The sequence below is a fragment of the Candidatus Phytoplasma solani genome, from assembly GCF_040126175.1.
GTDB lineage: Bacteria > Bacillota_I > Bacilli_A > Acholeplasmatales > Acholeplasmataceae > Phytoplasma > Phytoplasma solani_A.
On record NZ_CP155828.1, the window covers coordinates 423,744 to 444,886 of the forward strand.

The 21,143-nt window shown below is 24.9% G+C and carries 13 protein-coding genes and 1 tRNA gene; 8 read left to right on the forward strand and 6 right to left on the reverse strand.

The features are described 5' to 3' along the window. Nucleotides 1-7 precede the first annotated feature (7 nt). The 3 genes from PSOL_RS02115 to PSOL_RS02125 all read right to left on the reverse strand — a co-directional run bounded on the left by PSOL_RS02115 (nucleotide 8) and on the right by PSOL_RS02125 (nucleotide 3,892). The gene (locus PSOL_RS02115; RefSeq protein ID WP_349401701.1) at nucleotides 8-1,255 is read right to left on the reverse strand and encodes an ATP-binding protein; all 1,248 of its coding nucleotides are present in this window, start codon (nucleotides 1,253-1,255) and stop codon (nucleotides 8-10) included. Nucleotides 1,256-1,360: 105 nt separating this feature from the next. Continuing rightward, a complete protein-coding gene (locus PSOL_RS02120; protein WP_349401703.1) occupies nucleotides 1,361-2,143 on the reverse strand; it encodes a hypothetical protein in 783 nt (260 codons plus the stop codon). Between the two features lie 42 nt (nucleotides 2,144-2,185). Further along, nucleotides 2,186-3,892, reverse strand: coding sequence for a hypothetical protein (locus tag PSOL_RS02125; protein ID WP_349401705.1), 1,707 nt, complete (start codon nucleotides 3,890-3,892; stop codon nucleotides 2,186-2,188). A 1,016-nt stretch (nucleotides 3,893-4,908) separates the two neighbouring features. Here PSOL_RS02125 and PSOL_RS02130 point away from each other — a divergent pair. The 4 genes from PSOL_RS02130 (at nucleotide 4,909) to PSOL_RS02145 (ending at nucleotide 9,843) form a co-directional block, all read left to right on the forward strand. After that, nucleotides 4,909-6,375 (forward strand): hypothetical protein, encoded by a 1,467-nt coding sequence (locus PSOL_RS02130; protein ID WP_349401707.1) that lies wholly within the window; start codon nucleotides 4,909-4,911, stop codon nucleotides 6,373-6,375. A 432-nt stretch (nucleotides 6,376-6,807) separates the two neighbouring features. After that, a complete protein-coding gene (locus tag PSOL_RS02135) occupies nucleotides 6,808-7,851 on the forward strand; it encodes a lipoate--protein ligase (RefSeq protein ID WP_349401709.1) in 1,044 nt (347 codons plus the stop codon). Nucleotides 7,852-7,869: 18 nt separating this feature from the next. Further along, entirely contained in the window at nucleotides 7,870-8,532 is a 663-nt protein-coding gene (locus PSOL_RS02140; RefSeq protein ID WP_349401711.1) for a hypothetical protein, read from the forward strand. A 99-nt stretch (nucleotides 8,533-8,631) separates the two neighbouring features. Continuing rightward, a complete protein-coding gene (locus tag PSOL_RS02145; RefSeq protein WP_349401713.1) occupies nucleotides 8,632-9,843 on the forward strand; it encodes an AAA family ATPase in 1,212 nt (403 codons plus the stop codon). A gap of 357 nt (nucleotides 9,844-10,200) precedes the next feature. On the opposite strand, the gene PSOL_RS02150 is transcribed toward PSOL_RS02145, so the two are convergent. After that, nucleotides 10,201-11,430: an rRNA adenine N-6-methyltransferase family protein gene (locus PSOL_RS02150; RefSeq protein ID WP_349401715.1), complete on the reverse strand. Its 1,230-nt coding sequence runs from the start codon at nucleotides 11,428-11,430 to the stop codon at nucleotides 10,201-10,203. Between the two features lie 295 nt (nucleotides 11,431-11,725). On the opposite strand from PSOL_RS02150, the gene argS reads away from it, so the two are divergent. The 4 genes from argS (at nucleotide 11,726) to trpS (ending at nucleotide 19,449) form a co-directional block, all read left to right on the forward strand. Further along, on the forward strand, nucleotides 11,726-13,399 hold the full coding sequence (gene argS, locus PSOL_RS02155; protein WP_349401717.1) for an arginine--tRNA ligase: 1,674 nt from the start codon (nucleotides 11,726-11,728) through the stop codon (nucleotides 13,397-13,399). Nucleotides 13,400-13,525: 126 nt separating this feature from the next. Next, nucleotides 13,526-13,610 (forward strand) — tRNA-Leu (locus PSOL_RS02160). 143 nt (nucleotides 13,611-13,753) lie between these two features. Continuing rightward, complete coding sequence (locus tag PSOL_RS02165; protein ID WP_349401719.1) at nucleotides 13,754-18,352, forward strand: PolC-type DNA polymerase III; 4,599 nt, start codon at nucleotides 13,754-13,756, stop codon at nucleotides 18,350-18,352. A 92-nt stretch (nucleotides 18,353-18,444) separates the two neighbouring features. Further along, nucleotides 18,445-19,449, forward strand: coding sequence for a tryptophan--tRNA ligase (trpS, locus tag PSOL_RS02170; protein ID WP_434062265.1), 1,005 nt, complete (start codon nucleotides 18,445-18,447; stop codon nucleotides 19,447-19,449). A 37-nt stretch (nucleotides 19,450-19,486) separates the two neighbouring features. Here the strand turns inward: trpS and sufU are convergent, their stop codons facing one another. Continuing rightward, nucleotides 19,487-19,918: a Fe-S cluster assembly sulfur transfer protein SufU gene (gene sufU / locus PSOL_RS02175; RefSeq protein WP_349401722.1), complete on the reverse strand. Its 432-nt coding sequence runs from the start codon at nucleotides 19,916-19,918 to the stop codon at nucleotides 19,487-19,489. A 12-nt stretch (nucleotides 19,919-19,930) separates the two neighbouring features. Then, a complete protein-coding gene (locus tag PSOL_RS02180; RefSeq protein WP_349401724.1) occupies nucleotides 19,931-21,136 on the reverse strand; it encodes an aminotransferase class V-fold PLP-dependent enzyme in 1,206 nt (401 codons plus the stop codon). Between the last annotated feature and the right edge of the window lie 7 nt (nucleotides 21,137-21,143).

Sequence of the window (21,143 nt, forward strand, 5' to 3'; positions counted from 1 at the left end):
AATTGTTTTAATTGTTTGAATTGTTTGAATCATTTCTAGGATGTTGATTAACTTGATTAAATTCTTTTTGATAACCAAAAAAATCTTTAAAAGCTTCTTCTAAGTCACTGATTAAAATTTGATTGTGATTATTTAAAGCCGCTTTATAACCAGCATTTTCTACTAACATTTCTAATTTTCTACCTGAAAGAAGGTCATAAAAATGGACTTTAATTTTTTCTAAATCTTCAAGATTATAAGCTTTATCGTTTATGGATGGGGATTGCAAACATGCATAATCTCTTCTAATTTGCAAATGGTTTAACTCATCATTTATCGAGGATAAATTACCGTAAGGATGTGTTTTGTCACTTGTACCTTTGATTTCAGTTTTTCCTAATGCGGGAATATAATAACCATGTTTTAAGGCAATAGCAAACATTTCGGGATGTTCTAAAGCAAAATTAAATTTCTGCATTAAAATCGGTAAATATTCATTTAAGGCGTGTCGTTCTACTTTCAATGTTTTCTTTTTAAACATTAATTTGACAAAATCTAATCTTTCATTTTCAGAGAAATAACCGATATAAATACTTTCTAACCTTGATAAAATAGCTGAATCAACTTTATCTTTATGATTAGTTGCACCCATAAAAAAAACCGGATTTTCTTTGTCGGTTTTGACCCCATCGATTTCAGCTAATAATAAATCGGTTTTTTTAGTATCCCCTTCTTCTAACATTTTAGAAGTTCTTGATTTAATAATTTCTTCGGCTTCATCAGCAAAAATGATGGCAGGACTATTTTTACGCGCTCTTTTAAAAATATTTTCAATTTCTTCTAAGGTGTGTTTTGGCGTAATGATATAAAAATTCATTTCTGATTCTTTAGCAAAACACTCCGCTAATAAAGTTTTTCCGGTACCAGGAGGACCATAAAATAATACCCCTTTAGGGAAGGACATCGGGTTTTCGGGGCTTATTTGATTGTAATAATTCGCATTTTTAGGATTAAAACGATGAGAAATTTCTTTTAAGCGTTCAATTGGTTCTTTTAAACCATGTATTTCATCAAAACCAGGAAAATTTTCATAATTGGTTTCTGGTGGAGTAAAAAGATCAACAAAAGAACCTAAATTGCCGCGTCCACCAGCTGGGGTTTCGTTTTCTTGATTGGGAGGTTGAGATTCTGGAAAAGACTCAGGTTGTGATTTTGATTGTAAATGATCAATATAAACTATGGCACCAAAGACAAATGCTACAACAGTTAATAACACTAAAACAATAAAAATAATTATTAACTGCCAATTTTTTTTGGGTATAGCGGACTCGTTTTTATTATTTTTTTCCATCTATATTTAAACCTTTCTTTTTCAACAATTTTATTGATTTAGTTGTATGTTTAATCGAGATAATAACCTAGGTATTTCTCTTCTTGCGTTCAATCTAATTGATTTTAATAATTGTTTAGTTAAATCTTCAGTTAAAATATTAGTTATTTGCTTCAATAATGCTTTTTGACTTGGTTTGGCTTCAATGCTTTTTAATTTTTCTGCATCTTCTAAATGCATACTTATAATTTGAGCATAACTGTTTAAATAACTTCTAGCATCTTTTAAATTTTGGATTTTTTCAACTAGAGATGTAGTACTTTGCATGCTTTCTTGAGATAGAGATGGAGTGATATTCATCAAATTTTGATTTTCTTCTATTTGATTTTTGAGATCGTCCCTTAGTTTAGCACCTTGTTGAAATTGTTCAATTAAACGAATCAATTGTTCATAATTTTGCCTTTCTTCGTTGTTTTGAGTCACATTTAGAGAATTTTGAAAGCTTGTTATCGTGCGTTTAAAAATAGCATCTGTTTTTTCGTCTTCTTCGTTGTCTTTAATTATATTTTCTAAAGAATTTATTTTTTCATTTAATTTAAAAAAAAAATTGTTGTCAGTTGATTTTGATTTTAAACTATCCAATAAAAGCTTAAGCTCGTTTTTTGTTTTCGAATCTTCTTGTGGTTTTAATTCTTCTTTAATTTTTTGACATTCACCATATAATTCTTTCTTTAATTTTTTGTTATCAAAAAATAAAATAGTAATACAAATAATTATTATCAGATTAATAAAGATAAAAACATAAACAAATTTATTTTTTATTTTTTCTAACATTTTTTTCTTTTTCCTTTTTTTTTAATTGTCATTAATAAAAAACTAGATTCTTGATTCCAAACCAAAATCAAATACTTTTTCTAAAAAATCAATTAAGTTTGGGTCATAGGCGTTATTAACAAAGACAGTTTCGCAGCCGATAACAAAAAAACGATATAAAACACCATTATTAACATTATTTGGACTGAATTTATTAATAAAAGATTTTTCATCAGCAAAAATTTTTTCAAAATTTTCCCAATTTAATTGCTTAAATTCCAATAACTTTTTATTTTGTTCATTGTTAAATTCTTTTTCAAACTTACTTTTAATTTCGTCATCCCACTTAAAAAAGATATTTTTATCATCAACAATATTTTTTGAATTAATACAATTTATTTCTTCTGGAAATTTTTGGTTATTAATAGATAATTTTTCTTCATTATTGTTATTGCAGAGTGCATAAGGTAAAATAATTTTTTTGGAAATGTCGTTTTTATCGGTATTTTGCAAAAGTTCTAAATTAGCGTTAGTTATTTTTTTAACAAATGCCAAAGTTTGAGTTATTTTTTTGTTAATTTTTTCGTCATCTTTTTTGTTTGTATTCGTTATTGAGTCTGTTACTTCAATTATTTCTTTGAAATAATATTCCAATTCACTTAAAGCTCTTTGATGACTAAACATCTTGCTTATTTGAGTTTGTTTTGCTAACAAGTTTTTAACTTCAACGTAATATTGTTTTAAGAATTGGGTTGCAATTAATAATTTTCTTAATTGCATTTTTTCTTCTAATTGTTGTTCTTTTTCATTTAACTCTTTTTTTAACTCTTTTGTTTTGTTATCTAATACTTGTTGTCGTCTAGTTAATTCTTTTTTATATTCGTTTAATTTTGTTGGTAATTGTAATGTTTGTGTTGGGTCACCATTTTGTAAAAAGTTAAAAAATGAAATAAATTCATGTTTTTTCTTTTGTGCATCAGTTTCTATGTTTGCTTGTTCTTGTTGTGTTTGTGTTTTGAGGCTAATTTGGTTTTGTAATTCTGCAATTTCCCCTGTTAAATTATCTTTTGCTGTTCTAGCTTCAGTTTCTTTTTGTTCTTCCGCTGCTCTTTGTGTTTCTTTATTCGGAATAGTGGTTTCTTTTAAAGTTTTAATTTCCCCTGTTAAATTATCTTTTGCTGTTCTAGCTTCAGTTTCTTTTTGTTCTTCCGCTGCTCTTTGTGTTTCTTTATTCGGAATAGTGGTTTCTTTTAAAGTTTTAATTTCCCCTGTTAAATTATCTTTTGCTGTTCTAGCTTCAGTTTCTTTTTGTTCTTCCGCTGCTCTTTGTGTTTCTTTATTCGGAATAGTGGTTTCTTTTAAAGTTTTAATTTCCCCTGTTAAATTATCTTTTGCTGTTCTAGCTTCAGTTTCTTTTTGTTCTTCCGCTGCTTTTTCAGGTTCGCATTTTTGTTTGATTTCATTTTTGTAATTATTAAATTTCTTTTTCAATTTACCTATTTCTTTTTCTTTCTTTATTGAATCAAGAAATAAACGAGGATAAGTTTTATATTTTATTTCTGCAATGTCTTCTAATAATTTATCAAAAGTACCCTCTTCGTTGTTACATAAACGTCTTATTTCAGCTTCTAAATCTAACTTTTTCCTATGTGGTGTCACATTAAACCAACCCTGATACCGACCTAGGGCACCTATCATTGCTAAAAGCAATAATAAAATTGGTATTCCATAAATTAATATTTTTTTGTAATTTATTTGTCTTTTGTTCATTTACTAAAAATTTTTCCTTTCTTTGAAAATAAAAAAAATGTTGTCGTTACACAAATAAAATTTTTTAAATCTAGCAATTTTTGAAAATAAAACTACTATAATTAAAATTATACATCAAAAAAAAAAAAAAACAAGTTTAACACTCAGAAAAATTAATTTACTAAGGTTTTAACTTGATATCATCAAGTTTCTTAAAATTTTTTACAAATTCAAAAAAATTTAATTCAAGAAAGTTTTTTAACTAAAAAATTTATAATCTTGAAATAATATTAATTCCTATCAAAATAAAAAAAATGTTGTCGTTACACAAATAAAATTTTTTAAATCTAGCAATTTTTGAAAATAAAACTACTATAATTAAAATTATACATCAAAAAAAAAAAAAAACAAGTTTAACGCTCGGAAAAATTAATTTACTAAGGTTTTAACTTGATATCATCAAGAAAGTTTTTTAACTAAAAAATTTATAATCTCGAAATAATATTAATTCCTATCAAAATAAAAAAATTAATATATTAGTAATACACATCAAAAAAATTTAGTGCTTAATAAAATGTTTTTTTAAATTATATTGGATTGCTTTTTTCACCTCTAAAATTTATCATAAGTTCATAAAATACTTTTTTAATTTTTTTTTAGACACTAATCTAAATTGTAAAATTAAAAAAAGAAAATGAAAAGCAAGTGGACTGCTGATGATTTTTTGAGTGATAATTTTTTTTATATAATGCTGTTTAGCATTAACTTTATTTATAAAAAAATTATGATTTTAAAGAAAATAATAAGAAATAGTAAATACAACTAATTTACGCACTAAAACCCATTGGCTATACACTTTTTTAATTTAAAAATCAAAAAATTAATTTTTTTTAGCGTTAAACTTGTTTTTTATTTTTTTTGGTGTATAATGGTGATTGGTATTAATTTTCTTTATGGAAAAATCTTTATGGATGGGGATTTTAAATAGATAAGAAAGCGTAAATACAAAATTTATAATTAAATTAGAAGGGATTTGTATGAATAAGATTAATAATTTATTTTTTAACTTAAAAATTAAAAAATTATTTATTATTACATTTATTATTACTTTTTTACTTGGTTCTAAAGTTATAATGGCGGAGGAAATAGAAAAAAATAATTGTATGCCAATAAACATAGAAGAAGATAATCCATCAATAGACAAAGAAATTACAATAACATCGATGGAAAACAGTGCAGACTTTGAAAAACAAGAACTCGAAATATCGAATTTAAACATCGATATTGAATCATTTAAAACAAAATTAAACAATAAAGACAATCAACTTCAAGAACAAAGAATTAAACTCCAAGAACAAGAAACTCAAATTAACCTTCAAACAACTAAAATTCAAGAACAACTACAAACTAACACTTTTTTAGAAAAACAAATTAAAGAAGAACAAAATTCAAGAACAAATAAATCTGAAAACAATATAACAAACTCAAATAAACCTCAAGAAAATAATTCATCAATTTTATCATCTTTCATGGAAAAATTAAAAAACATCGCAAATAATATAAAAACTTCAATAAAAAACGATATACACTATGCAAAAACTTCAATAGTAGATCCAATAGTAGACGGTATATGCAAAACTATAAATTCAACATTAGATAAAAAAAAAGAATTAAATAATGAAATCGATAATTCAAAAGAACAATTTGAAAAACAAGAACTCGAAATATCGAATTTAAACATTGATATTGAATCATTTAAAACAAAATTAAGCAATAAAGAAGCAGAATTAAAAAATAAAGACAATCAACTTCAAGAACAAAGAATTAAACTCCAAGAACAAGAAACTCAAATTAACTTTCAAACAACTAAAATTCAAAAACAACTACAAACTAACACTTTTTTAGAAGAACAAATTAAAGAAAAACAAAAAGAAGAAAATCAAAATTCAAAAACAAATAAATCTGAAAACGATATAACAACCTCAAATAAACCTCAAGAAAATAATTCATCAATTTTATCATCTTTCATGGAAAAATTAAAAAACATCGCAAATAATATAACAACTTCAATAAAAAACGGTATACACTATGTAAAAACTTTTGCTGAAAACATAACAACTTCAGAAAAAACTAATTCCGAAGATAAACCTTCAACAACTATAAATCCAACATCAGATCAACAAATTCAAGAACAAAGTGTGAATTCAAAAGAAATAACTCAAAAAACACTTTTGCAAACAATAGTAAATGGCTTATACAACTTATGCAACGGAATAACTTTATCCTTAAGCGGCGCATTAGGAAAAAATAAGGAAACATCTAATAACGCAGAAAAGTCTCCTCAAGCAAATCAAAAAGTTCCAGTAACTCCAACAACACAAAAGCAAAAATTATTAATATGTTTGTGTGTAACTTTACTTGTTATCTTTATTTTTTCTTTAATTATATTCATTATTAAAACAACTAAGAAAAAGAACCCAACTAAAAAAACAAGAAAAAAATAATTTAGTTTTGGAAAATAATTTTTGATAAAAAGAGACTTTTAAAGGTCTCTTTTTTTCTTTTATTTATCTTTTAATTCAAATTTTTTAAAACCTTCAATGAATGACAGTATGGTTTAAAATAAGGGTAAACTTAATTGTTTAAAGTTACCGAAACACTTCATTCTATTTACATACTTATTTCATAATCATGTAAACATTATTTCTCACAATTGATTAAAATTGGAAAAATAACACCCTTTTTCTCATAATAATAACCAATTAGCTAACTTTTGTCACCAAAGCATTCATTTATAGCAAAATAAAGTTATAATTTTTTAAAACAAAACTAAAAATCTGTAATTCCCAAACTTAAAAAAATAAATAAGTGTTATAATATAATTGAAAGATAGTAGTTAATTTAAAAACAATGAAAGAGATAATAATTTATAGTTTATGATTTTAATTAAAACTAATCGTCTTTGTGATTTAAAACCTTATTTTTACTATGCTTTAGAATCCTACGTTCTTAATCATTTATTAAAAGAAAATCCGCAAGAAAGCTATTTTTTTCTTTGGAAAATTAAAGGGGTTGTAGTTGGTAAAAATCAAATTATTGAAAATGAAGTTAATTTAGATTATCTTAAAAAACATCAAATTCCTTTATTTAGAAGACCTACAGGTGGCGGTTGTGTTTATAACGATCCACAAACACCGATTTTTAGTATTATCGCTAAAAAAGACAAAAACTTTAGTTTTAAACCTTATTTATCTAAAATAGTTCTTGCTTTACAAAAATTAGGTTTAAATGTTGTTTTTGGTGGTAGAAATGATCTTTTATTGGAAGGTAAAAAAATTTCTGGAAATGCTTTTTTACAAAATCAAAATGGGATGGTGACTCACGGGACTTTACTTTATGATTGTGATTTTAATACCATGATTAATGTTATTACCCCCAATGACCAAAAACTAATTTCAAAAGGAATTGCAAGCATTCGTTCAAGAGTAACCAATCTTAAAAAATTTCTTCCTCAAGAAATATCGCAAAAAGTTTTCATACAATATCTCATTCAAGCTTTGACTGTTACAACATATTCATTAAATCAAGAAGAATTAAAAGTAATAGAAGAAGACGCTTTAAAATATAGTTTGCCTGAATTTATTTCTTTAGAACAACCACATCACACTAAAATACTTAAAAAACGCTTTTCATGGGGGATGTTAGAAATATTTTTAGATATTAGATTTGGTAAAATTCAAAATTTATCTTTAATCGGCGATTTTTTTCACAAAGAGGATAATTTAAAATATTTTTGTCAATTTTTTGAAGGAATTATCTATCAAATTAAGCATTTAGAAAAAGTTTTAGACCAAATTGATATTAACCTTTTTATTCTTGATGCTACTAATGATGATTTTTTAAATTTATTAAAAGAAGGCATTTTAGAAGAAAAACTTAATTATCAGTTTTTTCCTAAAAACCCAGAAGTAAAATCATAAAATAAAAGGGATATTTTTATGTTAAATAGCCAAAAAAATATTTTAAAAAAAATTATTGCGACGTCTTTTTTATTATTCTTAACTTTTTTTTTGGAATTAATTTCTCGATACACCATCAATTTCGGATCTTCTTGTGAATATTCTTTGTTTAAAATCGAATTAATTTTTATTATTTTAATCGGTTTTCTTTTTGGGTTTAAATATAGTTTTTTTGCTAGTTTAGCATATCTTGTAATTCACTATGCCTTCGAATATTTTATTATGGAAATATTATTATCAAGTCATAAACATAATCACGATCAAAATTTCAAATTTCAAATTTTTATTTACAAGTTTTTTTTGCCTTATGTTGTGTGTTGCATATCTGGTTTGTTTTATCAAAAAAAAAGAAATCAACTTTTTGAAAAATGGTCTTTAATTGTTGCTTTGACAATTATTAGTATAGTTCAAATTAGCGCAAGCATTTTATTTATTGATTTACTAAAAGAACATTTTTTAGAAGATCAAAGCGCTATTTTAACTAAAATTATGAAAAGTATAGGTTATTCTGATTTACTAAATGTCATCTATAGCTTTTTATCTGTAATCATCAATAACCTTTTTATTGGAGTCCTACTTTATTTAATTAATTTCCGTCTAAAAGATAAATTAAATTTTTTATATAATTTTACAACAAATTAGTTTTTTAAAGTTTAATATTTTTTCACAAATTTTACATGGAGTTTATACTTAGTGTTTTTCAAACATTTTTTTTTAAAAAACAAAATTATCTTTTTTATTATGATTTTTACTATTTTCATTTTTTTAGTCATTACTTTTTCAGAAATATTTTATTTCATCAAAGAACAAAAACAATTAAAAGACGCGATTTTAATTAATTTTTATGAATTAATCGAAAAAATCCAAGAAAACAATATTGAAAAAATTCATTATATTTATAAAAATAATAATAATTACTTATTTAAAGAATATTACCTCATTCAAGCCCAAGATTATTCAAAACAAAAATATTATTGTTACATTCCTGTTTCTTTTTATAATTTTCTTTTATATTACATCAATTATTATAAATCTTTTTTAAAAAATGTCACAACAACTACTAAAACTAATTATTTAGAATTATATATCAGTTTTATCCTTTTTCTATCTTCTTTTATTTTTATGTTTTATATTGTAATTCAACTTAAAAAACAATTTTTTTATCCGAAAAGAAATTTTTCACAAAAAAATTATCAAAATAAATCTAAAATAAATTTTGAAAATATTGCTGGATTAAAAAAAGAAAAAGAAGAAATATATGAATTAGTTGATTTTTTAAAAAATCCTCAAAAATACACAAATTTAGGAATTTCTATTCCCAAAGGTGTTTTATTGGAGGGTCCTCCGGGAACTGGAAAAACTTTACTCGCCAAAGCTTTAGCTGGAGAAAGTGGCTTCCCTTTTTACGCCACCTCAGGTTCAGAATTTGTTGAAATGTATGTTGGAGTTGGAGCGGCTCGTATTAGAAATCTTTTCCAAGAAATAAAACAAAATACTCCTTGCGTTCTCTTTGTTGATGAAATAGATGCTTTAGGAATCAAAAGAGGGTCGAATTTGCATAATAGTGAAAAAGATCAAACTCTGAACCAGCTTTTAATTGAAATGGATGGTTTTGAACCATTACATCAAATCATTGTTATTGCTGCTACCAATAGAGTCGATATTTTAGATCCTGCTTTACTTCGTCCTGGTAGATTTGATCGAATAATTAAAATTAATTTACCTGACCTAAAAGCTCGTAAAGCTATTTTAGAAGTTCATGCTCGTAATAAAAAAATAAATAATTATATTGACTTTGAACAACTAGCCAAACAAACTGAAGGTGCAAATGGGGCTCAATTAGCTGCTATTTTGAACGAAGCTTTAATTTTGGCTATTAGAGAACAAAAAGAATTTATTGATTTAATAATTTTAGAAAAAGCTTTGGACCGCGTTTTGTTGGGGGTGGCATAAAAACAAAGCCAATATACTTCTGAATAAAAAAAATAATAGCTTATTATGAGATTGAAAAAACTATCATTTGTTTAAAATCTCTTTTAACGTCTGAATTTTTTTAGAGAAGGAGGTCAACTATTAAATTATTTGTACTTAACAACTTGTTATTTAAACGGTATAGAAAACAAACAATTAATTTTTATGATTTTAGCCATACTCAAAAAAATTATTCAATAAATTCAAATTTCTGCAAAAAAATATTTATGCAAAAACAAAATTTTTTAATTTCTAAAATTTTTTTTATCGATAAAATATAAAAAAAGTTAACTTATTATTTTTAAGTTAACTTTTCTCTTTTTATTTACTTTTTATGTATTAAATATTTTTTTCAAAAATAAAAATTTTAGTCGGTATAATTAAACCAGAAACAAAAAATCGGTTTTTTAAAATATTGGTTTTTTCTTCTACACCTTCAATAAGGTGTTTTTCGCGTAAAAAAGGTAAAAAACGATATTCTACGAATTTAATGTTATTGGCCCTTATTACTTTTGAAAGACCCTCATTTAATTTGTTTAATTGTTCTTTTGAAAAATTACTTAAAGGAAGGGTAGAAACTATCCCTTTTATGTTTTTAGTTGCTTCTTTATTATCTTTTAATAAATTTATAAAATCAGCAGCATCTCCATGAATAACTTTTAATTTTGGATATTTATTTTTTAAAACTTGACATAAATCTGAATCATATTCAAGAGCAATAACTTTTTCTTCTCCGAATTTTTCCACTAAATATTTAGTTACGTTACCACTTCCTGAACCTAATTCTAAAATTTTTTCATTATCTTTTAAAGATTGGTTTTCATCTAAAACTAAATTAACCATTTGTAAAGCCATTTCTTGTGTTTCAGGAAAAAGAGAAGAACCCATTTGTTGGGGATGTAAAATTAATTCTTTAGCGTGATTCCAATCACTTATTTCCCTTGGGATAACTGAAGTTAAAAAGAAAACCAAAACCAACATTAAAGCTTTTAAAATAAAATTAATTTTAATTTTGCTAACTCCGATTAAAACCATGGTTAAAAAACTAAAGGCGATAAAAATTTTAAAATAATTTAAAAAATTATTTGTTAAAAAATCAGGAATGATAAAGGGTGATTTTACACTAAATTTTAGAGAAAGAAGAAAAAAGATCAAAAAATAAAGAAAAGGATGAATCAAAACTAACCATCCTTTCCTCCAAGTTACAAAAGTAAGTTTTTTTTGGTAAAAATAAAAACAATAAAATAAAGGTAACAAGATATATTGTAAATAATGGGCAGTTAAGGCAATTATTGATTCATTAGAAACATAAGATTGATTATCATCACGAATAAAATTACCAAAAACTAATCCTACGATTAAAATATTTATTAAAGCAACAAAACTCAAATTGAAATAAATTTGCTTCGTTTTATATTTAGAGAAAGTTAAAAGGGCGATAATAAAAATTAAAAAAACACTTTGTCTAGTAAAGTTAAAAATATTTTGAAAATAATCGACTTCTGGTAAATGGTTTTGAAAACAACTATGAACTATTCCCCAAATTAAAGTGATAAAAGAAATAATCACTAAGGAAATTGAAAGTAAATTTTTTTTTCTAAAAAAATCTTTAAAAAAATGTTTTTCGTTTAGTTTAATTAATTTTGTGATTTTTATGAATAATACTCCATTCAGTTTTTTGTAATATTAAAGTATTACTGTTATTAATTATAAACTAAAAATTAACAAAAATTAACAAAAAAATCTTGTCATTGTCAAAAAAAAATGTTATAATTATTTTATAATGGTTATGTTTCTTTTTTTGTAAACAATACTCTTATTCTAGATCTAGATTATATAACAAAATAAAAGGAAAATTATCAAAATGACTTTAGAAGCTATCAAAATAAAAATAGAAAAGATGATAAAAGATCTTTTAAACCAAGATATTTTTTTACAAGAACAAATCAATAATTGTGATTTTGATTTTTCCTTGCCTTTATTTGTTTATGCCAAAAACAAAAATTCCAAACCTTCTTTAATTTTTGATATTATCAAAAAAGAATTAATTATAAAAGAAGAAATAGAAAAAATAATGTTTTTAAATGGTTTTTTAAACATCAAAGTAAAAAGAGGACTTTTATCAAAAAATCTTTTATTACAAATAAATCAACTTCAAAATAACTATGGTAGTCAAAAAAAAAAGGATAAAACCATAGTCATTGACTATTCTTCACCTAATATTGCCAAAAATTTTTCTGTAGGTCATCTTCGTTCTACCGTTATTGGCAACGCTTTAAAAAATATTTATAAAAAATTAGGTTTTAAAGTGATAGGAATTAATCATTTAGGAGATTGGGGCACTCAATTTGGAAAAATGATTGTCGCTTATCAAAAATGGGGTCAAAAAGAAAAAATTTTAAAAAATCCGATTAATGAATTACAAAAACTCTATTTGCTTTTTCATCAAAAAGCTTTAGAAAATCAATCACTTAACGATGAAGCTAATGAAGCTTTTTTACAATTAGAAAAACAAAATCAAGAATATCTTAAATTATGGCACTATTTTCGTGATGTTTCTTTGCGTGAATTTTGTAAAATTTATGATATTTTAGGGATTTCTTTTGATTATTTTTTGGGAGAATCTTTTTATAACGATAAAATAGAAGATCTTTTAGAAGAATTAAAGCAAAAAAGACTTTTAAAACAAGAAGATCAAATGTTGTTAATACAACTAGATAAATTGCCTCCTGGTCTGGTTAAGAAAACTAACGGTAGTACTTTATATTTAACTAGAGATTTAACTGCTTTTAAATATCGTTACAAAACTTATCGCTGTCAAACTATTTTGTATGTAGTAGGTAATGAACAAAAACTTTATTTTCGTCAATTAAGTCAAATTATCCAAAAAATGGGATATCAGGATGTTACAATAGAAAATATTAATTTTGGTCTAGTTTTAATGGATGGCAAAAAAATTTCGACAAGACATCATAAATTTACTACATTGATGGATGTTATCAAACAAACGACTCACTTAGCACAAAAAATTATCCAAGACAAAAATCCGTCTTTATCTAATGTGGAAGAAACTGCTCAAAAAATTGCTGTTGGAGCTATCATTTTTAATGATCTAAAAAATGATAGGCATTTAGATATTGATTTTAATCTTGAAAATATTTTACAGTTCAAAGGTCAAACAGGTCCTTATTTGCAATATACAGCTGCTCGTCTTAATTCACTTTTAAAAAAAGAAAAAATAGATCTTAGTTTAATTGATGAAAAAATATATCAACAAAATCATTATTTTGTTTTAATCAAACTATTAGGTCAATTTCCTTTGATTTTAGAAAAAAGTCAACATGAAAAAATGCCAAGTATTTTAGCTAGATATCTCGTTAAAATAACGCAAAATGTTAATGGTTTATACGCACAAGAAAAAATTTTATCTACAGATAAAATAATTAAAAACACTAATCTTTTATTAATCAAAACCGTTTTAATTGTCCTTCAAGAAAGTTTAAGAATTTTAGGTGTTCCTTTTTTGGGAAATATGTAATTTTTTTTAATAATGTTTCAAAATAAACTTTTTTTATTAAAAAAAACTTTTTATTATTTTGAAAAAAATATAATAAATTAAATTTTTTGATATAATATACAGGTATAGTATTTTATTATATTTGAAGCTGATGTGGCGGAATGGTAGACGCACTTGACTCAAAATCAAGCGAGTAATTCTCATGTCGGTTCGAATCCGATCATCAGTACCATAAATTCAATAAATGAAATAATTATATCTTAAAATAATAAATAAAAAACCACATGGGATTTCACGTGGTTTTTTATTTATTTTATACTTTTTTTTAAACCAAATATTGTTTTTTTATCTTTATAAAATTAGGTGGTAATTTGCATGTCTATTGATTTATTTCAACATTTCATAAAAGAAAATAGTTTCGATAAAAATTATTTTCAAAAACCTCAATTACAAAAAGTCTCTATTTTAAGCCAAGAAAATAAATGGATTTTGCATATTAGTTTTCAAAAATTACCCTTTGTTAATGATTTATCATCTTTTTTAGAAAAATTAAAACTTTTTTTGGAAAAAAAATGTCAAAAACATAATCCATCAAAGGAAAATGTTATTACAATTGAATATCGTATACATTTCAAAAATTTTGATTATTTATCATCTTTAGCGCAAAGTTATTATCGTTATATTCTTTCTCAAGCTAAATTTAAAAAAAAATATTTAGATTTGGAATTTTTCGAAAATGAGAATTATCAGATTCAATTTGAAAAGGAAAAATTTATAATTTCTGTCAACCCTGAAACTTTTTCAATTTTAAATAATAAAATTAATCTTTTAAAAGAGTTTTTCAGCTATTTTTATAGTTTCCAAAATAATTTTATCTTAGAAAAAGATGATAAAATTAAAATAAAACAAAACAAAGAAAAGATGATAAATCTATTCCCTCAAAAAGAGTTAACAACAAACCAAATAAATACTAATCAAAACTCTATTAAAAAATATTTTAGCTTGGAAATGGAAGAAAATCAAAACAATCAGGTAAAAATTAAAGACATCCCCAAATCTAAAGAAGAATTTTATGACAAAAACAACAAAATTTATCATAAAACAACTTTTATAATTGAAGGTCTTTTGTCGCAATCAATTACAGAAAGTAATTTTCGTAAATATAATTGGAAAGAATTTTATTTTAGTTGTGTTTTAGAAGAAAATAATGGTTTTTCGATTGAAGATAGAGATGCTATTTTAATTAAATCAAAAGTATCAAAAGAAAAAAAAGAAGAATTTTTAAATCATAATATTAAAATTCATCAAAAAATTCAAATCAAAGCCAAAGTTGAATATAATATTTGGGATGATGTCCATTTACTTTTCAATCAAAACGATATTAAGATTTTAAATGAATCTTCTTTGTTTCCAATTAGAGAAGATCACGGTATTCAAGGTAAAAAAAGAATCGAATTTCATACCCACACTAAAATGTCTAATTTAGACGCTATTAATAGTGCTAAAGAATATTTACAAACAGCTGAATCATGGGGGCATGAAGCAATTGCTTTTACCGATCATGACGGTATTTATTCTTATCCTGAAATTTATGAATATTCAAAAAGCAAAAAGATTAAACCAATTTACGGACTAGAAATAGGTTTCATCAAAGAAAAACCAATTTATATTACTAATCAAATAGAAGATAATTTAACTCAAGACTTTAATTTAAAAGAAGCTACCTATGTTATTTTTGATTTAGAAACAACTGGTTTTTCAAGTATACGAGATAAAATTATTGAAATTGCTGGAGTCAAAATTAAGAAAGGTCAAAAAATTGAAGAATTTCAAGCTTTAGTTAATCCACAAGAAAAACTAAATCCAACTATTATTAGTATCACAAATATTACAGATGAAATGTTGGAAGGGCAAAATACAATTAAACAAGTTTTACCGAATTTTTTAGATTTTATTAAAAATTGTATTTTAGTCGCTCACAATGCTACTTTTGATATGAATTTTTTAAAAGAAAAAACAAAAGAATTAAATATAACATTAACCCCACAACCAGTAATTGACACCATGGCGTTATCGCAACGTTATTTCAGTGAATTTTTAAAATATTTTTCTTTAAAAAGATTAACTACTGTTTTCAAAGTTAAAATGGAAAGTCATCACCGTGCTTTAAGTGATGCTAACGCAACAGCTCAAGTTTTTATTAAAATGATAGATCAATTATCAGTTCCCAATAAAGATCCTAAAAATTCAGTAATTACGAATTTTTTCGATTTAAAAGATCCAATTGACCCCAAATATGAAAGGGCTTATCATATCAATATTTTAGTAGCTAATCAAAAAGGTTATCGAAATCTTTTTGAACTTTTAAGTATAGCCTTAACAAATGATTTTCATAAAATACCAAGAGTTTTAAAATCTAGTTTAATTAAATATAGAAAAGGTCTTTTAATTGGTAGTGGTTGTTATAATAGTAATATTTTTGAAATAGCTTTAAATTCAAATATTAAAAAATTAAGAAAAGCAATTGCTTTTTATGATTATATTGAAGTTCAGCCGCCTCAAGCCTACAAACATTTATTTTTTGAATTAGGATCTCAAGGAAAACAAATCATTCATTCAACTTTAATTAAAATCATTGAAGAAGCCAAAAATCAAAATAAAATAATTATTGCAACTGGAGATGTTCATTATATCCACCCTTGGGAAAAAGATTATCGCCAAATTTATATAAGCGCGAAACAAGTAGGAGGGGGATTGCATAAATTATCTAAATATGACACTGACTATTTACCGGATAACCATCTTTTAACTACCAAAGAAATGATTGATGCTTTTAGTTTTTTACAAAATGATAATTTAGCGCGTGAAATCGTTATTGATAACACTCATTTACTTAATTCTAAAATCACAAAAATTAAACCCTTCACTAAAGAGCTATTTTCTTTGAAAGATGATTCTTTTAAAGATGTTTTAAATATACCAAGTGTTAAAAAAGAAATTCAACGTTTAGTTCAAATAAAAGTTCAAAAATTATACAGCGTAAATCCTCATCCTTTGATTAAGGAAAGATTAAAGCAAGAGTTAAAAAACATTATTGGTGATGTCAACGACGCAAAAAGTAATCAAGAAATTGCTCCTATTTATTATTTGTCCCATTTATTGGTTAAAAAATCTTTAGAAGATGGTTATTTAGTTGGTTCTAGGGGTTCTATTGGTTCTTCTTTAGTAGCTACCATGTTAGATATCACTGAAGTTAATCCTTTAAAACCGCATTATCATTGTCCTAATTGTTGTTATGTTATTATCAAATTAAAGCCTGAAGAAAAGGCAAAATATGGTGTTTTAAAAGAACAAAATTATTATGAGGCTTTAGAAAAAGTTTTTTCAGGTTATGACTTAGAAAATAAAAACTGTCCCAAATGTCAATCTCCTTTCAAAAAAGACGGGCACGATATTCCATTTGAAACATTTTTAGGTTTTGAAGGTAATAAAACTCCTGATATTGATCTTAATTTTGCAGGTGATTATCAAAATCAAGCTCATAATTATATTAAAAGTTTAATCGGTGAAAAACATGCTTTTCGGGCTGGCACCATTCAAACGATCGCCAAAAGAAATGCTTATGGTTATGTCATGGGTTTTGTTGAAGAAACCAAAAGAAACTGGCGTAAACAAAAAATATCGCAAATAACAACTAAAATAGAAGGGGTAAAGCGTTCAACTGGACAACATCCAGGTGGTATCGTCATTGTGCCACCAAATCGAAGCATTTATGAAATAACTCCGATTCAATTTCCAGCCAACGATACCACTTCTCAATGGAAAACTACTCATTTTGATTATCATTCTTTTGAGAACAATTTATTTAAATTAGATATTTTAGGTCATGATGATCCTATGATGATAAAATTTTTAATGGATTGTGTCAAAAAAAATCCAAGTAGATTTCCTTTTGAAAAAGCCCAAGATATTCCTTTAGATGATCCTCAAGTCTATAAATTATTTTGTGAAGACCTGAAAATAACTTCTTCTCAAAATGAAACAATTACTATTGATTCTTTAGGGATTCCAGAATTTGGAACTATTTTTGTTAAACAAATGCTTAAAGATATCAAAAATAATCATAAAAATTTGATTAATTTTGCTGATTTAGTTAAAATTTCTGGGCTTTCCCACGGAACTGATGTTTGGCATCAAAATGCTAAAGATGTTATTAATCAAACAGGTGATTTCGAAAAATATAAAAACCAAAATATTTCTTTTGATGATATCATTGGTTGTCGTGATGATATTATGTTACAACTACAAGAAAAAGAAATTGATGTTTTAAAAGCTTTTGAAATTATGGAATTTGTTCGCAAAGGAAAACCACAAAGTGATTCAAAAACTTGGCAATCTTATAAAACTCTGATGGAAGGAAAAGTTGAAAACTGGTATATTGATTCAGCTGAAAAAATAAAATATTTATTTCCAAAAGCTCATGCTACTGCTTACGTTATTATGGCTTTAAGAATTGCTTGGTTCAAAGTTTATGCCCCTTTGATTTTTTATAGTGGTTATTTTTCGAAGCGAGCAGAACAATTTGATCATAAAATTATGATTAGTAATGATGTAACAATCATTGGAAAAAAAATTGAAACATTAAAACAATTAAAAACTAGTAAAAAAATTAAAGCAAAAGATGAAGTTTTAATTAACACTCTCCAAATTGCTAAAGAAATGTTGCAACGAGGTTTTAAATTTTTAAGTGTTGATTTTAATAAATCAGATATTAGTGTTTTTCAAATAGAAAACTATAATTATTTGAGAATGCCTTTACTTTGTCTTGATGGTTTGGGGGTGATTGCTGCCAAAAAAATTATAGAAGCTCGCGAAGAAAAGCCATTTACTAAGGAAAATTTTCGTATTCGTTCTAAGGTTAATAAAAGTGTCTTTGAACAAATTACAAAAGAAAATCTTTTAGATTCCTTATAAAAATAGTGAAAAAAAATAATGATTATTCTAAAAATCCAAACAACTATTTTTTCAAAAAAAAAAAAAAACAAAAAAAAGGGGTTTAAAAATTGATCCAAAAAAAAAGATTAGTATCAGGAATTAAACCAACAGGAGAATTAACTTTAGGTAATTATATTGGTGTTTTACAACCTTTACTTTTTTTGCAAAAATATTTAAAAAATTTTGATTTTTATCTTTTTATAGCTGATTTGCATGCTCTTACTTTTTATCAAGAACCAGTACAACTAAAAAAACAAATTAAAAAAGTAGCAGCTCTTTATTTAGCAGCAGGATTGGAGCCAGAAAAAATAAACTTATTTGTCCAATCAGAAATTATTGAACATTCTTATTTGGGGTATCTTTTGGAATGTAATTCTTATTTTAATGAACTTCAAAGGATGATTCAATATAAAGAAAAAAGTAAAAAAAATAACGATAGCATACGTACTTCTTTATTCACTTATCCAACATTAATGGCAGCTGATATTTTGATTTATGATGCTAACCTTGTGCCAATCGGTCAAGATCAAAAACAGCATTTAGAACTAACTAAAACATTAGCTATCAGGTTTAATAATTTATATGGAAATACTTTTATAGTTCCAGAAGCTTTTTTTAATCCTTTAGGCACTAAAATTAAATCTTTGCAAAATCCTTTAAAAAAAATGAGTAAAAGTAAAACCGAAAATGATAAAAATTATATTTTACTTTTAGATGAACCCAAAGAAATTAAAAAAAAAATCATGTCTGCTATGACTGATTCTGAAACAATCATCAAATATGATCCTGAAAATAAGCCTAGTATTTCTAATCTTTTAACTATTTATGCTTCTTTAAAAAAAGTTAGTATGCAAGAAAGTGAAAAAATATTTCAATTATCTTCTTATAAAAACTTAAAAGATAAAGTTTATGAAGTTATTATAGAATTTATCGTTCCTTTACAACGAAAATTTTATCAGTTAATTGATAGCCCTCAATTAAATGCAATTTTAGATGAAGGAGCTAAAAAAGCTCGTTTTATTGCGGCCTACAAAATCAAAGAAGTACAAAAAAAATTAGGGATTGCTAGATTTTAAAAACTAAAAAAATAAGACCACCTTTGAAGGTGGTCTTTTATTTCTTTTTTTGAATTATTTTTTCCAAAGCCTGCCAAGGAAGAGCAATACAAGCTCTTCTTCCTGAAAATTGGCAAAAATGTTTAAACAATAATAAATCATTTTCTATTTGTTTTTCGTCTAAAGTTTGATTATTGATCATAGATAAAAAATGATTTATTTTATTTAAACATTCGTTAATTTCTATCTTTTTTAAATAAATAGACATTAAACTAGCCGATGCACGACAAATAGCGCAAGATTGAGTTTCATATTTGATATCTTCTATTTTTTGGTGGAAAAACTTAATTTGTAAAATAATGGAATCTCCACAAGAAACGTTTTTATGAGTTAAAGAAATAAAACTGTTATCTTTAGATAAACCCCAATTTTGAGGATTTTTATAATGCTTCATAATTACATCACGATATAATTTATTTATTTCTAACATTTTAAAACCTTTTTACTTTTTAGAAAATTGCATAAAAAAATCTTGTGCTTTTTTCAAGTTTTTTATTAAGATATCAACATCTTTTTGATTGTTATAAATACCTATAGAAATACGTACCACACTAGACTGTTTTATTTTTTTGGCTGCTAAAAAAGCACAACATCTTCCTGTTCTTACGTAAATATTTTCTTGAGCTAAAAAAGTTTCTACATCATGAGCATGAATTTGATTTAAATTGAAAGTAATAATATTAAAAGATTTAGGGTTGTAAATCGTTATTTTGGGAATTTTTTTTAATTCTTTAAGAATTTTTTGATGAATGTTTTTTTCGATTCTTTGAATTTCTTGGAAATTAATTTCTTCAATCAATTCTAAAGCTTTTTTAAAAGCAATAATTCCTGCAATATTAAGAGTTCCTGATTCAAATTTATGAGGAGAATTATTTAACACAAGATGATTTAACGAAAATTCTTGAATAGAATTACCACCAAAAAAGGTTGGTTTTAATTTTTTCAAAAGAGAAATTTTTCCAAATAAAATTCCTACTCCGAAAGGACCATATAATTTATGAGCTGAAAAAGCTAAAAAATCAACATCTAAAAATTTAACATCTATAGGAAAATGACTTGCTGATTGAGCAGCATCCAAAACCACTAAAGCATTTTTTTGATGAGATAAAGCAATTATTTCTTTGATAGGGGTAATATATCCTAATAAATTAGAAATATGCGTTAAAGCTACTATCTTGGTTTTTTCGGTTAAAACTTTTGAAAAATTTTTAACAGTTATTTCGTTTTGGTGATTCAAAGGAATAAAAATTATTTTTGCTTTTTTCATTTTGGCTTGCTTTAGCCAAGGTAATATAGAAGAATTATGTTCTAATTCTGATGTAATAATTTCATCACCTTCTTCTAGGAGATCACCTAAACTTTGGGCTAATAAATTAAGAGAATCAGTAGTTCCTTTGGTAAAAATAACCTCTTCAGATAAACAATTGAGAAAAAAAGCTGTTTTCTCCCTAGTTTCATTTAATAATAAAGTTGTTTGAGATGATAAAAAAGCAAAAGATTTATTACTCATTCCATTATTGTGATAAAAGGAAATTAATTCATCTATTACTTTTTTAGGCTTTAAAGAAGTTGCAGCTGAGTCAAAATAAACAAGTTTAGGGTTGGTTGTCAAAATAGGAAAAAGAGAACGGAAAGATTTTTTTAACACTGTTTAT